19 protein-coding genes are annotated in these 17,811 nt (G+C 56.5%); 2 read left to right on the top strand and 17 right to left on the bottom strand.

What is annotated here, in order from left to right:
- Window positions 1-49: 49 nt before the first annotated feature.
- The 12 genes from LY85_RS14245 to ruvC form a co-directional block, all read right to left on the bottom strand.
- Window positions 50-661 carry a CDP-alcohol phosphatidyltransferase family protein gene (locus LY85_RS14245; RefSeq protein ID WP_038322581.1) on the bottom strand — a complete coding sequence of 204 codons (612 nt, stop codon included), beginning with the start codon at window positions 659-661 and terminating at the stop codon, window positions 50-52.
- Between the two features lie 16 nt (window positions 662-677).
- Complete coding sequence (locus LY85_RS14240; RefSeq protein WP_185741223.1) at window positions 678-1,196, bottom strand: CvpA family protein; 519 nt, start codon at window positions 1,194-1,196, stop codon at window positions 678-680.
- Window positions 1,197-1,272: 76 nt separating this feature from the next.
- Complete coding sequence (locus LY85_RS14235; RefSeq protein ID WP_141827181.1) at window positions 1,273-2,511, bottom strand: DUF5711 family protein; 1,239 nt, start codon at window positions 2,509-2,511, stop codon at window positions 1,273-1,275.
- Between the two features lies 1 nt (window position 2,512).
- Window positions 2,513-3,262: a tRNA pseudouridine(38-40) synthase TruA gene (gene truA, locus LY85_RS14230; RefSeq protein WP_141827180.1), complete on the bottom strand. Its 750-nt coding sequence runs from the start codon at window positions 3,260-3,262 to the stop codon at window positions 2,513-2,515.
- A gap of 37 nt (window positions 3,263-3,299) precedes the next feature.
- Complete coding sequence (locus LY85_RS14225; protein WP_141827179.1) at window positions 3,300-4,115, bottom strand: energy-coupling factor transporter transmembrane component T; 816 nt, start codon at window positions 4,113-4,115, stop codon at window positions 3,300-3,302.
- Window positions 4,108-4,974 carry an energy-coupling factor transporter ATPase gene (locus LY85_RS14220; RefSeq protein ID WP_141827178.1) on the bottom strand — a complete coding sequence of 289 codons (867 nt, stop codon included), beginning with the start codon at window positions 4,972-4,974 and terminating at the stop codon, window positions 4,108-4,110. Before LY85_RS14220 ends, LY85_RS14225 begins: the two co-directional genes overlap by 8 nt.
- A complete protein-coding gene (locus LY85_RS14215; protein WP_141828126.1) occupies window positions 4,961-5,836 on the bottom strand; it encodes an energy-coupling factor transporter ATPase in 876 nt (291 codons plus the stop codon). Before LY85_RS14215 ends, LY85_RS14220 begins: the two co-directional genes overlap by 14 nt.
- 23 nt (window positions 5,837-5,859) lie before the next feature.
- Window positions 5,860-6,723 (bottom strand): class I SAM-dependent methyltransferase, encoded by an 864-nt coding sequence (locus LY85_RS14210; protein WP_141827177.1) that lies wholly within the window; start codon window positions 6,721-6,723, stop codon window positions 5,860-5,862.
- A gap of 111 nt (window positions 6,724-6,834) precedes the next feature.
- A complete protein-coding gene (glmM, locus tag LY85_RS14205) occupies window positions 6,835-8,184 on the bottom strand; it encodes a phosphoglucosamine mutase (protein WP_038322571.1) in 1,350 nt (449 codons plus the stop codon).
- A gap of 34 nt (window positions 8,185-8,218) precedes the next feature.
- Window positions 8,219-9,232, bottom strand: coding sequence for a Holliday junction branch migration DNA helicase RuvB (gene ruvB, locus LY85_RS14200; protein WP_141828124.1), 1,014 nt, complete (start codon window positions 9,230-9,232; stop codon window positions 8,219-8,221).
- Between the two features lie 101 nt (window positions 9,233-9,333).
- A complete protein-coding gene (ruvA, locus tag LY85_RS14195; protein ID WP_038322567.1) occupies window positions 9,334-9,936 on the bottom strand; it encodes a Holliday junction branch migration protein RuvA in 603 nt (200 codons plus the stop codon).
- Between the two features lie 21 nt (window positions 9,937-9,957).
- Window positions 9,958-10,473: a crossover junction endodeoxyribonuclease RuvC gene (ruvC, locus tag LY85_RS14190; protein WP_038322884.1), complete on the bottom strand. Its 516-nt coding sequence runs from the start codon at window positions 10,471-10,473 to the stop codon at window positions 9,958-9,960.
- Window positions 10,474-10,695: 222 nt separating this feature from the next.
- Between ruvC and pap the strand changes: the two genes are divergently transcribed.
- Entirely contained in the window at window positions 10,696-12,192 is a 1,497-nt protein-coding gene (pap, locus tag LY85_RS14185) for a polyphosphate:AMP phosphotransferase (RefSeq protein WP_141827176.1), read from the top strand.
- Between the two features lie 16 nt (window positions 12,193-12,208).
- A complete protein-coding gene (locus tag LY85_RS14180; protein ID WP_141827175.1) occupies window positions 12,209-13,075 on the top strand; it encodes a GNAT family N-acetyltransferase in 867 nt (288 codons plus the stop codon).
- Window positions 13,076-13,126: 51 nt separating this feature from the next.
- Here the strand turns inward: LY85_RS14180 and LY85_RS14175 are convergent, their stop codons facing one another.
- From LY85_RS14175 to LY85_RS14155, 5 genes are all read right to left on the bottom strand, one after another.
- Window positions 13,127-13,567, bottom strand: a complete 441-nt coding sequence (locus LY85_RS14175) for a threonine/serine exporter family protein (protein ID WP_141827174.1) — start codon at window positions 13,565-13,567, stop codon at window positions 13,127-13,129.
- A 4-nt stretch (window positions 13,568-13,571) separates the two neighbouring features.
- Window positions 13,572-14,336: a threonine/serine exporter family protein gene (locus LY85_RS14170; protein ID WP_141827173.1), complete on the bottom strand. Its 765-nt coding sequence runs from the start codon at window positions 14,334-14,336 to the stop codon at window positions 13,572-13,574.
- A gap of 134 nt (window positions 14,337-14,470) precedes the next feature.
- Window positions 14,471-15,415, bottom strand: a complete 945-nt coding sequence (locus LY85_RS14165) for a transketolase family protein (RefSeq protein ID WP_141827172.1) — start codon at window positions 15,413-15,415, stop codon at window positions 14,471-14,473.
- Window positions 15,416-16,261: a transketolase gene (locus LY85_RS14160; protein ID WP_141827171.1), complete on the bottom strand. Its 846-nt coding sequence runs from the start codon at window positions 16,259-16,261 to the stop codon at window positions 15,416-15,418. It abuts the gene before it with no gap.
- A gap of 40 nt (window positions 16,262-16,301) precedes the next feature.
- Window positions 16,302-17,483, bottom strand: coding sequence for an iron-containing alcohol dehydrogenase (locus LY85_RS14155; RefSeq protein WP_141827170.1), 1,182 nt, complete (start codon window positions 17,481-17,483; stop codon window positions 16,302-16,304).
- Window positions 17,484-17,811 lie beyond the last annotated feature (328 nt).

The raw sequence follows: 17,811 nt of genomic DNA, 5'->3' as shown, positions 1-17,811 counted from the left end.
CTTCTCTTTCAAAAATAAATATATAACAATCATCAAGTTGTTTTCCAAGTTATTTTCTGGTTGATTTCTTATCCATCAGCTCATCCAGGTTCATGGTATCCTTCGGATCGTTGGAATTCAGGATGGAAAGATACATTTTAAAATATTGGACAAAAGCGTAGATCATAAACGCGGCGGTAATGGAAAGAAGGATAATTGTCACGGTCAGGTCCTGAATTTTCCAGATTCCCTTCATCGCCACAATCACGGCAAAGGAGACATAAAACAGGGTGGTCGCAACCTTACCGTACCATTTGGAACCGCCGGGCCTTTTGTTCTTCTTAATTAAGAAACAGGCGGCAATCACCATGACGGCTTCCTTCAGAACGAAGATTCCCAGAAGCGGAATCAGAACCGGCTCTTCAACGGCAAGGCAAATCGCGACCGCGCCCTGCGTCATCTTGTCGGCAAGGGGGTCCAGCATCTGCCCCAGCTCCGTGAACTGGTTGAATTTGCGCGCGATGATTCCGTCGAACATGTCGGTAAGGCCGGAAACAATCAGCACAACCGCAGCCTGCAGCAGTTCGTTCCGCATAAAATAATAAACGAACGGAGCGATCAAAATGATGCGCAAAACCGACAGCCCGTTTGGTATATTAATATTCTTGTTCCTATTTTTCATTCATAGTTACCTCGTTCTAAATTTCCGCCTGGTACAGTAAATATACCGGATTATGAATATATACATACTTGTAAATATTGGACTGTGTGATTTCCTTCTCGTTAATCTGCGGGAATTTTGCCGTAAGGAACGGAAGGGAAAGCTGCAGAACGGCACAAAGGACCACCACGGCCACCGCGCCCTTGACCAGTCCGAACACGCCGCCGAGCAGGGAATTGACCCCGTGCAGGAGCGGCAGGCTGAAAACGGCGTCCAGCGCGCGGGAAACCATTTGAACCAAAAGCTGAAGGATCACAAAAAGTACCAGGATCGATATGATCTTGACGGCCGCGCGGCCAAACACCGTCACCGGGCTCAGCTTGGCAAGATAAAGGCAGATTGCGCCCGTCAGGTAATTGGACAGCACAATCGCAGCGGCAATGGCGAAAATGGAACCAACCAATCCCACCAGCGACCGGACAAACCCTATTTTAAAGCCTGAAATCACAAAACACAAGGCTATTACGCAAAAAGTCACATCCAATATTGTGCCCAATTTCTGCCTCCATGACCCATATGGTTTTTCATATGAAATTTAATATAACACAAAATGCCGTCAACTACAAGGGGACTCATTTGCTGTTAGCCAGACGAATCTCCGAAACACCCAGAATATAGGCGGAGGTCTCGTCATGAAGGGCAATTGCCCTGGCGTCGCTCCCCGCGTCGCAGGTTCCGGTCAGAGTACCCGCCGTGGCGGAATAAAAGTGTACCTGGCCCTGTGAAAGGACGGCCATTGCGTCCGCGTAAAGCGAAAGGGATTCGACCGGCTGCGCAAACGGAACGGAGGCCGAGGCGCTGCCGGTGTCGTCCAGCACAACCAGCTTGCCGTTTCCGGCGCTCCCGTAAGGCGTCAGTCCCAAAGCGGTCTTTCCACTATCCATACTATATGCTGACAGATGCAGTCCCTGATAATCAAAATTTGTTTTTGTTTTTCCGCCGGCGCCGATCACCGCTGTCAGACGATCCCCGACCGCCGTCACCGTGCCGCTGCCGCTGTAGGAAATATCCAGCAGCATATTTTCCGGATAGACCGCGAACGGCTCCACCGGCTTGCTGTTGCCGAAATCGAGCAGGTATACGGCGGAGGTCATCGCCCCGTCCTTCGCGCTCACCGCGGCGACCGCCGCCTTTGTGCCGTCCGCGCTCAGCGCGACAGCGGTGGGGTAGTAATCGGAAAACCAGTAGTGGAACAGAACCTTGCCGTCCGCGGCGTAAGCCGTGAGGCATCCCAGGTAGCCGTCCGCCTGCGTAATCAGCGCGTAACGGCCGTTTACCGCCAGCGCCCCGGCGAGGATGTTCTGCTGTCCGTCCTCTTTCACGAGCGTTTTGCTCTGGCTTTCCACCCGATAGCCCTTTCCCCCGAGATTATAGATCAGGATCCGGCTGCCGCTGATCTTCATAACAGGCCGGGAAAAGCTGTGCTGGCGGCTGACGACGGCCTTTGCCGTGGAATTCAGCACCGTCAGCGCGGTATCGCTGACGACGACCGCCTCTTTATTCATCGATTGGAAGTTGCCCTTTGAAATGGAACTCCCCGCAATCTTGGACGGGAAGCCGTCGCCGATTCCCATGCCGACCACGCTGTTCTGCACCCATTCCAGTACGTTTGACGGGGTCAGATTATAGCGGTTGAACCAGATCAGCATGGAAAACACGCAAAGAATCAGGATCAGAATAATTTTATACACCCAGCGCGGGACGCGGCTTTCCCGCCGTTCACGGCGCTTTTTCCTGCGCTTTTCCATCTTTTGCTGGTATTTGGCTGTGTCTATTTCGGTTGTGTCGAACCGCTGCCCCCTGTCGCTCATGTTATTTCACATCCTCATAAAAAACACGGTTTAAAAACAGTCCGTAAGGCGGCGCGGTGGGCCCGGCCGCGTTGCGGTCCTTCGCTTCAAGAATCCGTTCCACATCCCGCGGCTCCAGCTTGCTCTGCGCCACACGCAGAAGCGTGCCGACCATAATCCGCACCATATTATATAAAAAACCGTCCGCCGCCACGGTAAAGGTGACGAGGTCGCCCTCTCTTTTCACCTCCGCTTTGGTGACGGTACGCGTCATATTGCCTCGTTCGCGCGCATCCATTGTGCAGAACGAGGTGAAGTCATGCGCGCCCACAAAAAGGCCGGCGGCTTCGTTCAGGCGCGTTTCGTCCAGGCTGTACCAGTAGTGCAGCGCGCGGCGGTTCAGAAAGGGGTCCCTGACCGGATGGTTCCAGATCTGATAGATATATTCCTTGCCCTTGCAGGAATAGCGCGCGTGAAAATCGGGGGATACCTCCCGGCAGCCCAGCACCGCGATGTCCTCCGGCAGAAAATGGTTCAGCGCGCCGACCAGACGCTCGCAGGGAATGGCATGCTCCGTTTTCAGGCTGATGCAGTACCGGCGGGCGTGTACAAATGAATCCGTGCGGCTGCAGCCCTTGATGTCCGGCCTTTCCCCAATCACCCGGAAAAGTGCTTCCTGAAAAACCTGCTGTACGGAAACGGCGTTCTGCTGAATCTGCCAGCCGTGGTACTGAGAGCCGTCGTAACAAATGGTCAGCAGAAGATTTCTCATTGTGCCGCTCCTTTCTATAAGCAGTTCGTTTTCTTTCTCAGTGCAGGGACGCCGGGAAATAGATCCCGCAGAAAATCACCGCGGCGCAGACAACGAGCGTCAGCGCGGCCGCGACCGCGTCCAGGCCGGACACATGCAGAACCTTCATTTTCGTGCGGCCTTCCCCTCCGTGGTAGCAGCGGCACTCCATCGCCATAGCAAGGTCGTAAGCCCGCCGGAAGGAGGAGACAAACAGCGGAATCAGTACGGGAATCAGCCCCCGGATTCTCTGCATCAGGCCGCCGCTTTCCATGTCGGCTCCGCGCGCCTTCTGCGCGCTCATGATTTTATCGGTCTCTTCCAGAAGCGTTGGCACAAACCGGAGCGCGATCGTCATCATCATGGCGATCTCATGCACCTTGACGTGGAACAGCTTCAAGGGCTTCATAATCCGTTCCAGCGCGTCGGTCAGCTCCGTGGGGGACGTGGTAAAGGTCAGAACGGAGCTGAAAAGAATCAGGCTGATAATGCGGATGGTAATAAAAACGGCATTGGATACGCCGCCGGAAGTAATCTGAACAAAGCCCCAGCTCCACAGGACCCGGCCGCCGCCGTAAAACAGGTTGAGCACGGAAGTGAAGATCACCACGAACAAAATAGCCTTCAGGCTTTTAAAATACTGTTTCAGCGGAACGCCCGACAGGAGCAGCACCCCCAGAATCAGCGCCGACATGGTGAGCAGGCCCTCAAAATTGGAGGCTACAAAAATAAAAACGATATAGACGAAGGTAATGACGATTTTCACGCGCGGGTCAAGGCGGTGAATAAAGGACTTTCCGGGAAAATACTGTCCGAGCGTAATATCTCTAACCATGCTTCCTGCTCCCCCTTTCCAAGAGCGGCATCAGCTGCCGCAGCGCCTGTTCAATCGTCAGGACGGTGGAAACAGGATAGCCCTTTGCTTTTAAAACAGCCATGATTTTCGTAATCTGCGGCACGCGCAGACCCATTGTTTCCAGCTCCGTGTCGCGCGCGAACACCTTTTCCGTTTCTTCGAACATGGCGACCTTGCCGGAATTCATGACCAGAACACGGTCCGCGGTGCGGGCGATGTCTTCCATGCTGTGGGAAACCAGCAAAATCGTATTGTGCCTAACCTCGTGGTAGCTGACGATCTGGCTTAAAAGCACGTCGCGCCCGCGGGGGTCAAGCCCCGCCGTAGGCTCGTCCAGAATCAGCACCTCCGGGTCCATGGCAATGACGCCCGCGATGGCGGCGCGCCGTTTTTCCCCGCCCGAAAGCTCAAACGGGCTTTTTTCAAGCAGCTCCTCGCTCAGGCCCACAAAATCCGCGGCCCAGCGCGCGCGCTTGAGGATTTCATCCTGACCGAGCCCCATGTTGCCCGGACCGAACGCAATATCCTTTAAGACGGTTTCCTCAAAAAGCTGATGCTCCGGATACTGAAAGACCATGCCGACCTGAAAGCGCACGGAGCGGATTTTTTTCGGCTCCGCCCAGATGTCCTTCCCGTTGAGCAGCACGGTACCGGAAGTGGGACGCAGCAGGCCGTTGAGCTGCTGGATAAAGGTAGATTTTCCGGAGCCGGTGTGCCCGATGACCCCGATAAATTCGCCGGGTTCGATGGAAATGTTCGCGTCGTCCACCGCCGTCTTGCGAAACGGGGTTCCCTCCCCGTAGGTATAGGTCAGATTCTTTGTCTCAATGATCGGCATACGTCTCTCCTAAAGATGCTTTATTTAAAAGCGGCTCAAGCGCCGCGACACATTCCTCAATGGTCAGCGCGCAGTCCGGCAGGTCAAACCCGCCCGCTTTCAGACGATAAATCAGTTCGGTAGCCTGCGGCACGTCCAGCTGATGCTTCTTGAGCAGCTCTACCTGGGAAAAAACCTGCTGCGGAGTCCCTTCGGTCAGAATGTTGCCGCTGTCCATGACGATCACACGGTCGGCCTGTACGGCCTCGTCCATATAATGCGTAATCAGGACGATGGTGATCCCCTGTTCCTCATTCAGCTTATGAATGGTATTGAGGACCTCGGTGCGCCCGCGGGGGTCGAGCATCGCGGTGGGCTCGTCCAGCACAATGCAGTCCGGCTGCATTGCGATGATGCCCGCAATGGCGATGCGCTGCTTCTGCCCGCCGGAAAGCTTGTACGGAGCGTTCAGACGGTAGTCGTACATTTCCACCGCCTTCAGCGCGTCGTCCACCCTCCTGCGGATGTCAGCGGGCGGCACGCCCAGGTTTTCCGGGCCGAACGCCACGTCCTCCTCAACAATGCTCGCGACAAGCTGGTTGTCCGGGTTTTGCAGCACCAGGCCGACGCGGCGGCGGATTTCATAGAGCACGCTCTCGTCCATCGTATCCATATTGTCCACATACACCTTGCCGCCGCTGGGCAGCAGCATGGCGTTGAAGGTTTTGGCGATGGTGGATTTCCCGGAACCGTTATGGCCCAGAAGGGCTACAAATTCGCCTTTTTGGATACCGAGCGACACGCCCTTCAGGACCTCGTGCTGTTCTTCGATTTCCGGCTCGTCATAGCTGAAGGAGATGTTATCCGCTTTGATATAATCCATTTTTGTACCTACCTGTTTATCGTTCATATACTTTCCCATATCGCGGTGCTGCCGCAGGGCAGCACCAGCCCGCTCCCGGTCACCGGCAGTCCGATTTCGTCGGAAGAAACGCGGCCGCCGAATTTTTTCTGAATCAGCACGCCCAGAAGATATTCCATTACCGCCGGGGACAGCCCCGTCGTATAAGAATTCAGGATAAAGAACAGCGGATGCTCCGAAAGAATCGGAACACACATTTCCACCAGCGGATAAAGCTGTTCCTCCAGCTTCCACACCTCGCCGCCCGGACCGCGCCCGTAAGACGGAGGGTCCATAATAATGCCGTCGTAGGTGTTGCCCCGGCGCTGCTCCCGCTGTACAAATTTCACGCAGTCGTCCACCAGCCAGCGGACCGGTCTGGACTCCAGCCCGGACGCGGCGGCGTTTTCCTTTGCCCAGGCGACCATGCCCTTCGACGCGTCCACGTGGCAGACCTGCGCGCCCGCTTTCAGGCAGGCCAGCGTCGCCGCGCCGGTATAGCCGAACAGGTTCAGCACCTTCAGCGGCCGGTTTGCCTCCGCGATTTTTCCCATTGCAAAGTCCCAGTTCACGGCTTGCTCCGGAAAAATACCTGTGTGCTTGAAGCCCATGGTTTTCAGCTGAAAGGTCAGTTCCCCATAGTTGATTTTCCACATGGGCGGCACTTTTTTCAGCTCCTGCCAGTTTCCGCCCCCGGTGGAGGAACGCAGATAGCGCGCGTGAGCCGAATTCCACAGGGGATGCTCCTTCGGCGTATTCCAGATGATCTGCGGGTCGGGCCGGATAAGGACGATGTCGCCCCAACGCTCCAGCCTTTCCCCCGCAGACGTATCCAGCAGTTCGTAATCCTTCCAGTTTGCAGTTCTCAATTTGTTCCCTACTCTTATCTTACAGCATTCCCTGCCGGGCCGCTCTGTTTCGCGGCCCGGGGGAACGTCTGAGTAAATTCATTTTTTATGCGAAGCCCGTTGATCCGGCTTTTACGCCAGCCTGTCGCGCACGGTATCGGCCACGGAATTGGCCAGCACGCTGATATATTCGGGGTCTTCTCCCTCGATCATGACGCGGAGCAGCGGTTCTGTGCCGGAAGGCCGGACAATGATGCGCCCGCTGTCCCCCAGCTTCTGCTTCGCCTTTTCGATAGCGTCCTTTACCTTGTCGTCGGTGTAGAAACGCAGCTTGCCTTCCGCGCTGACCTCCACATTGACGATGATCTGCGGATAGCGCGTCATCAGGGTGGCAAGGCTGGAAAGCTTCGCCCCTCTGCGGTGGACGATGCTCAGCAGCTGCGCGGCCGTCATCTCGCCGTCGCCGGTGGTGGCAAAGTCGAGGAAAATAATATGCCCGCTCTGCTCGCCGCCGAAATTATAGCCTTCCAGCAGCATTTCTTCCAGCACATAGCGGTCGCCGACCTTGGTGGCGGCGAATTTGATGCCGTTGTCGTCACAGAAACGGTTAAAGCCCATATTGGTCATAATGGTTCCGACCGCGGTGTTTTTGCCGAGCTTTCCGCGGCTTTTCAGATCCGCGGCGCAGATGGCCATCAGAAAATCGCCGTCCACCAGCTGTCCCTTGTCGTCAACCGCAAGACATCGGTCCGCGTCGCCGTCAAAGGCAACGCCGGCGTCAAGACGGTTTTCCTTGACGAAGGACATCAGGCTCTCCATATGGGTGGAGCCGCAGTTTTCATTGACATTGACCCCGTCCGGGCGGTCCGCCAGCATGTGGCATTCCGCGCCCAGCTCGGTAAACAGCTTTTCCGCCGTGCGGCTTGCCGCCCCGTTCGCGCAGTCGATGCCGATGCGCATACCGTCGAGCGAAAAGGGAACCGTACTCTTGATATGGTCAATGTAGTCGCGCGCCGCGTTTTCCGCGCGGGAAACGCTCCCCACATTTCCGCCGACCGGGCAGTCCGGCTTCTGCGCGTGGTCGAGCACGATCGCCTCGATCTGCTCCTCCAGCGCGTCCGGCAGCTTGTAGCCGTCGCCGCTGAAAATTTTGATCCCGTTGAATTCACAGGGGTTATGGCTGGCGGTCAGCATTACGCCCGCGTCCGCCTTGTATTTTCCGACCAGAAATGCGACCGCCGGGGTCGGGATGACACCGAGCTGCACCACGTTGGCCCCGACGGAGCAAAGGCCCGCAGTCAGAGCGTTCTCCAGCATATCGGAGGAAAGGCGGGTATCCTTTCCGATCAGGATTTTCGGGTGTCTGTGGTTGCCGTCCGTCAGCACCATCGCCGCGGCGCGGCCGATATTCATAGCCATTTCACAGGTCAGCTCGCTGTTCGCGATTCCTCTGACACCGTCCGTACCAAAAAGTCTTCCCATTATAAGCAACTCCTAATATGTTTTATTGTTGATTTCAGAACAGTTTCTGCTGACTGTCCTCCTGCCCCGGCGGGGTCAGGCCAAGGTGCAGGTACGCCGCGTGAGTGGCGCAGCGCCCGCGGGGGGTACGGCTTAAAAAGCCGATCTGCATCAGATAGGGTTCATAGATATCCTCAATGGTCACGGCTTCCTCGCCGATAGCGGCGGCCAGCGTTTCCAGCCCGACCGGCCCGCCGTTATAAAAGCGGATCAGCGTGCTCAGCATCCGCCGGTCGTTCGCGTCCAGCCCGATTTCGTCGATTTCCAGCCGGTCAAGGCCGACCTTCGCCGAATGAAAGGTGATTACGCCGTCGCTGATGATCTGCGCAAAATCGCGCACACGCTTCAAAAGCCGGTTGGCAATTCGCGGCGTGCCGCGCGAGCGCGAAGCGATTTCCAGCGCGCCGTCCGCCTCGATCGGAATTTCCAGTATTTTTGCGCTGCGGGTCACGATCCGGGCAAGCTCCTGCGGGGAATACATCTCCAGCCGGAGCACGACGCCGAACCGGTCGCGCAAAGGCGCTGAAAGCTGCCCGGCGCGGGTGGTCGCCCCGACCAGCGTGAATTTCGGCAGCGGCAGATGATAGGAAGCCGCCATCTGGCCCTTGCCCGTAATGATGTCCAGCGCGTAATCCTCCATGGCGGGGTACAGGATTTCCTCCACGCTGCGGGAAAGACGGTGCACCTCGTCGATGAACAAAACGTCGCCCGGGTTCAGGTTGGTCAGCAGCGCCGCCAGATCGCCCGGCTTTTCGATCGCGGGGCCGGACGTGATGCGCAGGCTGACATTCAGCTCGTTTGCGATGATTCCGGCGAGCGTCGTCTTGCCGAGCCCCGGCGGGCCGTAAAGCAAAACATGGTCCAGCGACTCGCGGCGCTGCTTTGCCGCTTCAATAAAGACGGAAAGATTCTCTTTTACCTTATCCTGTCCAATATATTCCGAAAGCACCTTCGGCCGGAGCGGATTTTCCACTTCGGCGTCCTCCGGCGCGTACTCCGGGGCTACCATACGGTTTTCAAAATCATAGTCGTTTGTATTGTCTTCGTAATTCAACTTCCGGTTCTCCCTCCTTCTGCATTTCGGGGATTCCCTTATTTATTCACTATTTTTTATTTCATTCCGCCGCCCATCGCTTTGAGCGACTGGCGGATGAGCTCCTCCACCGGCAGGGCGCTGTCAAAGCGTCCGACCACCGCCGCGGCGTCCGTGGGCGAATAGCCGAGCACTGTCAGCGCGTTGACCGCCGCGGCCGCGTTGGACGAGGCGGAAACGATTCCCGCGGGGGCAAACGCCGCCCCGCCGGTCTGCATTCCCTTTACCTTGTCTTTCAGCTCCAGCGTGATGCGCTGCGCGAGCTTCGCGCCCACCCCGCTCGCGCGGGTAAGGGTCTTGCTGTCCCCGGTAGCGACCGCCATGGCGACCTGTTCCGGGGCAAGCTCGGAAAGAATCGCAAGGCCGACCTTCGGGCCGACTCCGCTGACGCCCGTGAGCATTTTAAAGCAGTTCAGCTCGCCCAGGGTCGCAAAGCCGAAAAGGTCCAGCGCGTCCTCGCGCACGTTCAGATGCGTGTACAGCGTGGTCTGCTCCCCAAGGGCGGGCAGCGTGCGCTGGGTGCTGAGCGTCGTCAGGCACTTGAAGCCGACTCCGCCGCACTCCACCACCGCGAGCCCCGGCTCCATATGTATTAACTTTCCCTTTAAACTGTAGAACATTTTCCTGCTCCTGTTTTTCCTTTATTTGAAACAGTCCGAACGGGTCAGCATCCGCCGGCGGAAAACGGAACCCGCCGCCTGCCCGTGACAGATGGCCATGGCAAGCGCGTCCGCGGTATCGTCCGGCTTCGGCACCTCTTTCAGGCAGAGCAGCCGTCTGGTCATTTCCATCACCTGCGGCTTCATCGCCTGCCCGTAGCCGGTGACCGCCATTTTCACCTGCAGCGGCGTATACTCAAAAATCTCGATCTTTGCCTTCTGCGCCGCAAGAAGGATGACGCCCCTGGCCTCCGCCACACCGATGGCCGTTTTCTGATTGTTTTGAAAATACAGCTTTTCGATGGCCACGGCTTCGGGCTTCCAGTGAGCGATTACCTTTTCCAGCGAATCGTAAATGATTTCCAGGCGGCGGTTAAAATCCTCTCCCGCCTTCGTGACGACCGCGCCGTGCTCCAGCGGCTGGAACCTGCCGCGGTCCGCGCGGATGACTCCATAGCCCACAATGGCGTATCCGGGGTCTATTCCGAGTATGATCATGCTTTCCGCGCCCCCTGTTCCGCCGGTTTTCGTGCCGCCGGCGTATACTGCGCCATTGCCGGGGCAACCCATAATATCCGTTTTATTATACCACATACGTACTCAATAGTGAAGAGCAGCCGGGCACTTTCCGAGCGTGTGTTTATCGGTATTTTCGTCAAAGTTATATTTGTTTTTGATGAATTTTAGTATATAATCAGTAGAAAGGCAGGAGGTGTCCCTATGCTGGAAAAAGCAGACAAGAAAACGGAAATATCCGAAAAAGACGGCAAACAGCGGGCAAAGGAACTGAAAGCGGCGCTGGCCGCCCTGCAGCAGCCGATCAAGCAGAACAAGCTGCCGGTCATCATTCTTTTCGAGGGCTGGGGCGCGGCCGGAAAAGGCAGCCTGATTTCCAGCCTGATTTTAAATTTCGATCCCCGCGGATTTAAGGTGCACTCCGTTACGGAACCGTCGGAACGGGAAAAACGGGAGCCGCTTTTGTGGCGGCACTGGCTCAACATTCCCGAGCAGGGCAAAATTTCCGTGCTTGACCGGAGCTGGTACCGGGACGTTTCGGTCGCAAAGCTGGAGGACAGCGTCGGCGACGCGGAAAATCTGCGCCGTATGGACGATATCAGGACCTTTGAGCGCCAGCTGACGGACAGCGGATATCTGATCATTAAATTTTTTCTCCATATCAGCAAAAAAGAGCAGAAAAAGCGGTTTGAACAGCTGGAAAGCTCCAAAAATACGGCATGGCGTGTGACGGAAACCGACTGGAAACGCAACCGCCGGTACGAGGATTATTATCAGGTGTTTGACGAGATGCTGGAATACACCTCCACGGAAAACGCGCCGTGGCATGTCGTCTCCTGTATGGATAAAACCGCCGCGGAGCTGGAAATTTTCCGCACCGTCGTGGTCGACTGCATCAACGCCGCCCTGAAACCCCAATCAAAAGCCGCGCTGACCGCTCCCACCGAAAATCCGGCCATCGAGCCGGGGAATTTCCCGCTGCTGCCGATGCCGAAGCTCGCGGAAATCCCCCTTGACAAAACGCTGGATGAAAAAAGGTACAAGCCCCGTCTGCGCGAGCTTCAGGACGGGCTGAGCGCGCTGCACGGAAAGCTGTACCGAAAAAAAGTACCCGTCGTCATCGTCTACGAGGGATGGGACGCCGCCGGAAAGGGCGGAAACATCCGCCGCCTTGCGCAGGCGCTCGACCCGAGGGGCTACGAGGTGGTCCCCATTGCGGCGCCGAGCCGGGAGGAGTCCGCCCGCCACTACCTGTGGCGTTTCTGGAAAAACCTGCCCAAGGACGGACACATCGCGGTATTTGACCGTTCCTGGTACGGACGCGTCATGGTGGAACGAATCGAAGGCTTCTGTACGGCAGAGGACTGGCAAAGAGCGTATCGTGAAATCAACGAGTTTGAGGACCAGCTTCACGACTGGGGCGCGGTGATCGTCAAGTTCTGGCTGCAGATCGACAGGGACGAACAGCTGAAACGCTTTCAGGACCGGCAGAACACGCCGTCCAAGCAGTGGAAAATCACGGACGAGGACTGGCGCAACCGCTCCAAATGGGAGGAATACGAAACCGCCGTCAACGACATGCTGCAGTACACCTCGACGGAGTTCGCCCCGTGGCACATCATTGAATCCCAGGATAAAAAATACGGGCGCATCCAGGCGCTGGAAATCATCACCGACGCGATACGGGAACGGTTCGAATAAACAAGAGAAAGATGTGATGGAAATAAACTGCATACAGACCAATGTACTGACCGAAGAGCAAATCCAAAAGATACGGGAGCTGGAAACAATCTGTCAGGAGCACGAGGGGCTGAAACGCCCCGTATTCCTGTCCGGTGAACTCAACCTTGACCCGCGCGCCGACTGCTTTTATCTGTCGTACGAGGGAGACCGGCTCATTGCTTTCCTGTCCCTCTTTATGATATTGGAAGGAGAAGCGGAGATTTCGGCGTACACGCTGCCCGAATTCCGGCAAAGGGGCGCTTTCACTCTGCTGTTTCAAAAGGCCGCACAAACGCTTGCCAAACAGGGAATTCACCGGGTGCTTTTCGTACACGAGCCCCGCGGCGCGGACGCAAAGCGCGTATTGGAAACGCTTGCGGCCGTCCCTTCCCATTCGGAATATTTACTGGCGTTTGACCGCGCCAGATTCCGCAGACCGGCCGGTACTCTCCGGCTGGAGACTCCCTGCGAAGCGGACATCCCCCGGCTGGCCGCGCTGGATTCCGAGCTTTTCGGGGACAGCCCGGAGGAATCCGCGTCCATTTTGAAAAAAGCGCTGGAACACCCCACTATGAACGTTTATTCCGCTTTTTTGGGAAACGAACCGATCGGGTTGTGCAACGTCAGCACGGAAAACGGAAACAGTTCCATTTTCGGACTCGGCATCGTACCGAAATACCAGGGCAAAGGCTACGGGCGCGAAACGCTGAGCCTGCTGCTGGAACGGCTGATGCGGCGGGACGGAAAAATTACGCTGGAGGTTGCCAGCACCAACCGCGCCGCCTGCCGGCTGTACATAACAAGCGGATTTGATACGGAAACGCAGTATGATTATGATCTGCTGACGCTCCCATTAAAATAAGAAAACCGGACGCGGCGGGATGAATGGACCAACATCCCGCCGCGCCGTATTTTAAGCCCTTTTATTTTGCGTTACCACCGTCGTCCACAGCCTGACAATGGAGGAAACCAGCAGGATTCCCATTGCCAGCGCGCCGGCAATACCCATCGTGTGCAGCCCGGTTTCAATAAACATGGCGTTGTTCCCGATAACGCAGTATTCCATAGTATAATAAATGCCGCCCCCCGGAACCATGGGAAGAAGCGCGACGAGCAGAAAACCCGTCACCGGCATTTTGAGAATCCTCGCCATCATCTCCGCGTAGATGGAAATCGCGATCGTCGCGATAAAATACTGCATAATATCGCTGTGGACGGGGCTGCTCAGCAGATAGAAAACCCAGCCGATTCCGCCGCCGACCGACGCGAAAATCAGGGTTTTCCCGCGCAGGTTCATCACGGCCCCGAAGGGAATGCAGGCGCAGAACGCCCAAAGGCACGGTAAAAAACTCATGATGCTATACCCCCCATATCATGCGCGTCATCGTGAGCGCAATGCCCGCCCCGATGGCGATCGCGGTGGCGACCAGCATGCTTTCCGTAAAGCGGATCAGCCCCGCCATCAGGTCCCCGGCGATCAGGTCGCGCATAAAGCTGGTAATGGCGATTCCGGGGACAAGGTTCATCAGCGCGCCGATGATGACCTTATCCGTATCCAGCGCGAAATTGAACTGCGCCGCAAGCATTGCGAGCGCCGCAGCCGCAAAGCTGGCGACGATATTGACGAAAAAGGGATTGGCATGAAAACGGTTCATATGATGGCACACGATTTTAATGACCGCGCCGCAGAGCATAGCCCAGTACGCGTCGGTAAAATCCCCGCCGTAAAACAGCGTAAAGAAAAACGCAACCATCGCAAACGCGAGAACCTGAAACAGCAGCCCGTAAACCGGGCGGTGCTCGATCTGATCCAGCTCGCGGCGCACCGCTTTAAAATCCGGGCGGTCGCGGCAGATCCGACGGCAAAGGTCGTTTCCCCTTTCCACCTTGTCAAGATTGGTTCCCCGCACGGGGATACGCCGGATCAGGGTAACCGGCTTGCCCGCCGGCGTGGTGATGGTCACATTGATACAGGTGGGGATGGCAAAAATTTCACCCGTATTGACCCCGTAGGCGCGGAAAATACGCTGCATGGATTCCTCCACGCGATAAATTTCGGCGCCGTTTGCCAGCAGAAGGCAGCCCACGTCGGCGGTAAGCGTAATCAGATCATCATAATTCATTCACAACACCCTTTGAAAATATCTTCCCATTTGAAACCGATTGTATTCTATCATATTTTCGGGGACCAAACAATATGAACAAAGGGCGGCCGGAAATTCCGGCCGCCCTCGCACATTGACAATCTGACTTCGTGTTATTTCTGAAGCGCTTTCTTGGTCACCTCGACAATATGGTCGGCGTTCAGGCCGAACTCGTCCAGCAGGTCGACTGCCGGGCCGGAATGGCCGTAGACGTCGTTCACGCCGACCTTGATCACCGGAACGGGGAACGCTTCGCAGACAGCGCCGCACACCGCGTCGCCCAGTCCGCCGATGACGTTGTGTTCCTCGACGGTGATGATTTTGCCGGTTTCCTTCGCGGCCTTGATGATCAGATCGCGGTCAAGCGGCTTGATCGTATGGATATTGATGAGCCTTGCGTCAATGCCCTGTTCCTCCAGCGTCTTTACCGCTTTCAGCGCACGGGAAACCATCAGTCCGGTGGCCACGATGGTGATATCCCTGCCGTCGCGCAGGGTGACGCCCTTGCCCAGCTCAAACCGATAGTCGTCGGCGTTGTTGAAGCTCTCCACCGCCAGCCTGCCGAGACGGATATAGACCGGGCCGTGATGCTCGATTGCCGCTTTGATGGCGGCCTTCATTTCATAATGATCGGCCGGATTGAGCACGACCATACCAGGGATCGTGCGCATCAGCGCAATATCCTCGTTGCACTGATGGGTCGCGCCGTCCTCACCGACGGAAATGCCCGCGTGCGAACCGACGATTTTGACGTTCAGCTTCGGATAGCCGACGGAATTGCGCACCTGCTCAAAAGCGCGGCCTGCCGAAAACATGGCAAAGGAAGTGGCGAACGGGATTTTCCCGCAGGCCGCGAGGCCCGCGGCCACGCCCACCATGTTGCACTCCGAAATTCCGCAGTCGATAAAGCGGTCCGGACAGACTTTTTTGAACACGCCGGTCTTGGTCGCCGCGGCAAGGTCGGCGTCAAGCACGACCACCTGCGGATATTCTTCAGACAGCTCCGCCAACGCTTCGCCGTAGCTTTCTCTTGTTGCCTTTTTTACCATCTCAGCCATTTATTCCGCCTCCAATCCGGACAGTACCCAGTTCAGGTCCTGCATTGCCGTTTCATACTGTTCCGCGTTCGGGGCGGTACCGTGCCAGCCAACCTGATTTTCCATAAAGGACACATCTTTTCCCTTGACCGTCTTGGCAATAATCGCGCTCGGCCTGTCTTTGACAGTCTTTGCGTGGTTGAACGCGGCTTCTATTTCGTCAAAATCGTGTCCGTTGATGACCTGGACGTCAAAGCCGAAGGAACGGAATTTTTCATCGATCGGCTCCGGTCCGCCAACCTCGGCGACGGAACCGTCGATCTGCAGTCCGTTGTTGTCCACAATCAGGCAGAGGTTGTCCAGCTTGTGGTGGGCCGCAAACATGGCCGCTTCCCAAACCTGGCCCTCTTCGATTTCGCCGTCTCCCAGAATGGAGTACACGCGGTAGTCCTTATGATCCATTTTCCCGGCGGCGGCCATGCCGCAGGCGGCGGAAACGCCCTGCCCGAGCGATCCGGTGCTCATGTCGACACCGGGGGTCCCCTTCATATCCGGATGTCCCTGAAGCATGGAGCCGATATGGCGCAGCTTCTTCATTTCCTCCATCGGGAAATAGCCCCTCAGGGCAAGGGTCGCATAGAGGCCGGGCGCGCAGTGTCCCTTGGAAAGCACAAAGCGGTCCCTGTTTTCCTCCTTTGGATTTTTGGGGTCGATTTTCATCTCCTTAAAATACAGGTAGGTGAAAAGGTCGGCCGCCGAAAGGCTTCCGCCCGGATGCCCCGATTTCGCGTTGTATACGCCCTCGATCGCTCCCATTCTCACTTTGCACGCCAGTTTCTGCAATTGATTTTTTTCCGTTTTGTTCATATATATTCCTCCCTTAGGTAGTCTCGCCAAGTAACCCGATTCAGCGGTTTGCCATTTTGTAAATCTGGAAAACGTCGTCGCGGTCCAGAACCCTGAACCCTCCGACCTTGCGCTTGCCAAAGAACACACAGCTGTCCGCCAGCTGTCCCAGAACCTCGTCGCTCTGCACGCCGATTCCAAGCTCCGTAAAGCAGGTGGGCATCTGCAGCGAGGCAAAGAAGGCGACGGTTCTGTCAATCGCCGCGTTGGCCGATTCTTCAGCGCTGTTCCCATGGATTCCCCATACCTTTTCCGCAAAACGCACAAAGCGCTCCGGCTTGGTCCGATAGCAGTATCTTGCCCAGGAGCCCCAAATCGCGGAAAGGCTGGCGCCGTGCGCCACGTCGAATTTCCCGCTCAGCTCATGCCCAAGCTGATGCGGGGCAAAATCAATCACCGCGCCAAGGCCGGTCAATCCGTTGTGGGAAAGGCTGCCGCACCACATCAGTTCGCTCATCGCGCCGTAGTCGCGGGGATTCTCCTTCGCGGCGGTCCCGTTTTTGATCACTACGCGCAGAAGGGCTTCCGCAATCTCATCCGTAAGCTCGTTTCCCTCCGTCAGCGTAAAATAACGGTCCATCGTATGCATCATGATATCTACGATTCCGCAGGAAAGCTGGAAAGGCGGAAGCGTATAAGTCAGCTCCGGATTCATAATAGCGAATTTCGGCCGGTTGAACGGCGTATTCAATCCGCGCTTTTCCCCCGTCTCCCCATTGGTAAGCACCGCCGAGTCGCTGGTTTCGCTCCCCGCCGCGGAAATGGTCAGGATCGCGCCGACGGGACTGCTTTTGGTAACCACGGACTGTTTTGTCCAGAAAAGCCAGAGATCGGTGTCCGGATTTGCAGCGCCGTGGGCGATTGCCTTCGCCGTATCGATCACGCTGCCGCCGCCGATACCCAAAATAAAGTCCGCGCCGAACTCCTTCGCCTTCCCGACGCCGTCCCTGGCAAAAGAGAGGCGGGGATTCGGAACGACCCCTCCGACGGAAAGGAACGGCAGGCCCCCTTCTTCCAGCGTTTTCTCCACGCGCTCCAAAAGGCCGCTTTTTACCACACTGTTTCCGCCGTAAACAACAAGGACGCGCGTGCCGCCGTGCTTTTTGATTTCATCAGCGGCCTGCAGCTCGGCATCTTTGCCGAAAATTACTTCGGTAGGAGAATAGAAAGTAAAATTTTTCATTGCTTCATCCTTTCTCAGCAATTTGAAAAGGAAGTAATGCCAAACGCGTTTTCAGCGTTACTTACCCATTTTGATCTATCCTATATTTTACACGATTTCCCCGTTCTGTCAAATGCTTTTCCTGCCGGAACGGCGCGGTTTTCCGGCAGCGGACAGGCACGGAGCCGTGTGAAAATAAAAAACAGTCACCCCGTAAACTTTCGTTTAAAGGGCGGCTGTTTTACTGTTTAGTATTTCCACTTGACCTTACTTTCCGCCGCGATACGTTTCCGGCAGCACCGTGGACGGCCGGTCCTTCCGACCGCTGTTGCACGGCTGAGCGCGGTCA

The organism is Clostridium sp. KNHs216, from assembly GCF_006714885.1.
Taxonomy (GTDB): domain Bacteria; phylum Bacillota; class Clostridia; order Oscillospirales; family Acutalibacteraceae; genus Caproiciproducens.
Note: the sequence above shows the minus strand (reverse complement) of the source record. Positions and strands in the feature narration are given on the sequence as shown.